Genomic DNA, 3,023 nt, shown 5'->3' with positions numbered 1-3,023 from the left:
TCCTGCTCGCCCAGAGCCTCCGCGCGCTACCAAATCTTTGACAATCGCCCAGATCCGATCCGTCTCATCCGTTCTCCTGGTAGTTCAACCGCGACACCAGCCACTCCCCCGCGTCGTCGAGCGCCTGCGTGGGGAGGTAGTGCCCGGCGTCGTACCACCGAATCTCCTTCGGCTCCTGCGCCGCGTCGAACAGGCGCTGCGCCTGCGCGGCCGTCACCGTCGGGTCGCGGCGGCCGTGGACCATGAGCAGCGGGCGTCCGTCGAAGCGGCGCACGGCGCGCAGCGGGTCGGCCAGCGCGCGCACCACCGCGGCGAACGGCGTCCCTTCCGGCAGGTCGCCGCCGGCCGCCAGCACCAGCGCGCGCACGCGCGGCTCGGCGGCCGCGACCTGCACGCCGAGGAAGGAGCCCATCGAGTAGCCGACCACCGCGAGGCGGTCGCGGTCGACCTCGGGGCGGGCGCCGAGGTAGCCGAGGGCGAGCGTCGCCTCGCGCTGGGCGTCGCGCCAGGCGCCGGCGAGGGCGAGCGGGTTGCGCCCGAACGTCGAGCGGTCCACGCGCCCCTCGGCCACGCGCTCGCCGTGCAGCGGCAGGTCGATCGCCAGCGTGGCGAGCCCGCGGCGCAGCAGCGCGGCGCCCACCGTGTCGGCCATCTGCTCCTTGCGCGACGTGAAGCCGTGCAGGAGCACCGCGCCCGGCGCCGACGCGGCGCGCGACGCGGCCGCGGGGAGGAGCAGCACCGCCGGCACGCGCGCCGCCGCGCCGTCGGGGCCGAACGCCAGCTCGGCGCGGCGGCCGCCGGCGACCGCGCGCTCGCCGCGCACGTCGTGGGCGAGGCGCACCGCCATCGGCCCGGCCCTACGGCGCGTTCTCGGGGACGATCGCGTGCGGCGCCCCGCCCGTCTCCTCGTCGTGCCCCGGCTGCCAGTCGCCCCGCGTCGCGCGCTCCATCGCCGCCAGGTCGAACTTGGGCGTGCGGTCCATGAACAGCAGCCCGTTCGCCTCCTGGTAGGTGTCGGTGAACTGCGTGTAGCAGAACCCCGCGAACAGCCCGATCTGGTTCACCGCGCGCAGCAGCGCCGCGTACTTCTCCTGGAACTCGCGCGCCGTGCGCGACCGCGAGTAGCCCCACGTGCGGTCCTCGTCGGCGGCGTAGGCGATCCCGCCGAACTCGGTGAGCACCACGGGCAGCTTGGCGTGCGTCTCGACGTCGTTGAGCACCAGGATGCGGTGCCCCGGGCGCTCGCGGGCGAAGATCTGCGGCAGCTCCAGCTCGGGGCGGTAGCGGCGGCGGATGCGCTCCGGGTCGTGGTCGTAGTCGTGGATCCCCACCAGGTCGGTGGCCACGCTCTCCCACCCGTCGTTCCCCACCACGAGGCGCGACGAGTCCACCGTGCGCGTGAGGTGGTACATCGCCTCCACCCAGTGCCGCTGCTCGGGCATCGACGGCAGGTCGGGGACGCCCCAGCTCTCGTTGAACGGCACCCACGCCATGATGCACGGGTGGCTGGCGTCGCGCCGCATCACGTCGAGCCACTGCGTCGTCAGCCGGTCCACCGCGCGCCGCGTGAAGCGGTACGGCGACGGCATCTCCTCCCACACCAGCAGCCCGAGGCGGTCGGCCCAGTACAGGTAGCGCGGGTCCTCGATCTTCTGGTGCTTGCGCACCCCGTTGAACCCCATCGCCTTCGCCATCACCACGTCGCGGCGCAGCGCGGCGTCGCTCGGCGCCGTCAGCCCCGTGTGCTCCCAGTACCCCTGGTCGAGCACGAGCTTGAGGTGGTACGGGCGCCCGTTGAGGACGAAGCGGTCCCCCTGGATCCCGATCTGCCGGATCGCCGTGTAGCTGCGCACCGCGTCGAGCCGCTCGCCGCGCTCCCCCCACAGCTCCAGCTCCGCGTCGATCAGCGTCGGCTGCTCGGGGCGCCAGAGCAGCTCGTTGCGGAAGTCGTCGATGCCGGGGTCCGACAGCGCGATGCGGCGGTGCACCTCGCCGGCCACCAGCTGGTACGTGTCGTCGGCCAGCAGCTGCCCGTTGGCCGTCAGCCGCACCTTGAGGCGCAGCCCCGCGCGCCGCTCCCCGGCCAGGTGCAGGTCGAGCCCCACCGCCCAGTGCTCGAGGCTCCCCGTCCAGCGGATCCCGCCGATGCGCGTCGGCGGCACCTTCTCCAGCCACACCGTCTGCCAGATCCCCGACGTGCGCTGGTACCAGATCGAGTGCGGCTCGCGCTGCCAGTCCTGCTTGCCGCGCGGCTTGGCGAGGTCGTGCGGGTCGTCGTGCGCCTGCACCACCACCGTCTGCGGGCCCCCGTCGCGCAGCGCCTCGGTCACGTCGACCGAGAACGGGGTGTACCCGCCCTCGTGCTCGGCGAGGCGCACGTCGTTCACCCACACCGTCGCCTGGTAGTCCACCGCGCCGAAGTGGAGCAGCAGCCGCTCCCCCTCGCCCAGCGACGGCGGGTCGAAGGTGCGGCGGTACCAGCAGGCGAGGAAGAAGTCCTTCATCTCCACCCCGCTCGCCGGCGTCTCCGGGGCGAACGGCACCGCGATGCTGCGGTCGAACGCCACGTCGGCCGGGGTGCGCCAGCGCCCCTCCACGTCGAGCGCGAAGTCCCACGTCCCGTTGAGCGACCACCAGTCGGCGCGCTCGAGCTGGGGGCGGGGGTAGGCGTGCGCCGCCGGGTCGGCGACGAGGAAGTCGGGGAGCGGGCGGGACATGCGGAGCGGTCGGAGGGGTCGGGCGCGCGCGACAGCCGCGCGACAGCCGCAAGGGGCACGCCGCGTCGGGGCCGCCCCCCGCCCACCCGGCGAACGGATCGTCAACGCCCCGGCACGCCCGCGGCCCGGCTCGGCGCCTAGATTGGGGGCGCCCCGGCCGAGCCGGCCGGTCCCCCCCTCCTCCCCTCCGGATGCCGCAGTCCTCCCTCACCGGACGCGTCGCGCTCGCCGCCGCGCTGGCCGCCCTCGGGGCGTGCCGCCCCGCCACGCCCAGCACGGCGCCCGCGCCGCAGCGCCCGAACGCCG

General features: G+C 74.9%; 2 protein-coding genes. Both read right to left on the bottom strand.

The features are described from left to right. Positions 1-64 precede the first annotated feature (64 nt). Positions 65-847, bottom strand: a complete 783-nt coding sequence (locus PYV61_RS23175; RefSeq protein WP_275836157.1) for an alpha/beta hydrolase — start codon at positions 845-847, stop codon at positions 65-67. A gap of 10 nt (positions 848-857) precedes the next feature. After that, on the bottom strand, positions 858-2,717 hold the full coding sequence (locus PYV61_RS23170; protein WP_275836155.1) for a sugar-binding domain-containing protein: 1,860 nt from the start codon (positions 2,715-2,717) through the stop codon (positions 858-860). Positions 2,718-3,023: the final 306 nt, after the last annotated feature.

Source organism: Roseisolibacter sp. H3M3-2, from assembly GCF_029211165.1.
GTDB lineage: Bacteria > Gemmatimonadota > Gemmatimonadetes > Gemmatimonadales > Gemmatimonadaceae > Roseisolibacter.
This window is presented reverse-complemented; position numbering and strand designations above follow the sequence as displayed.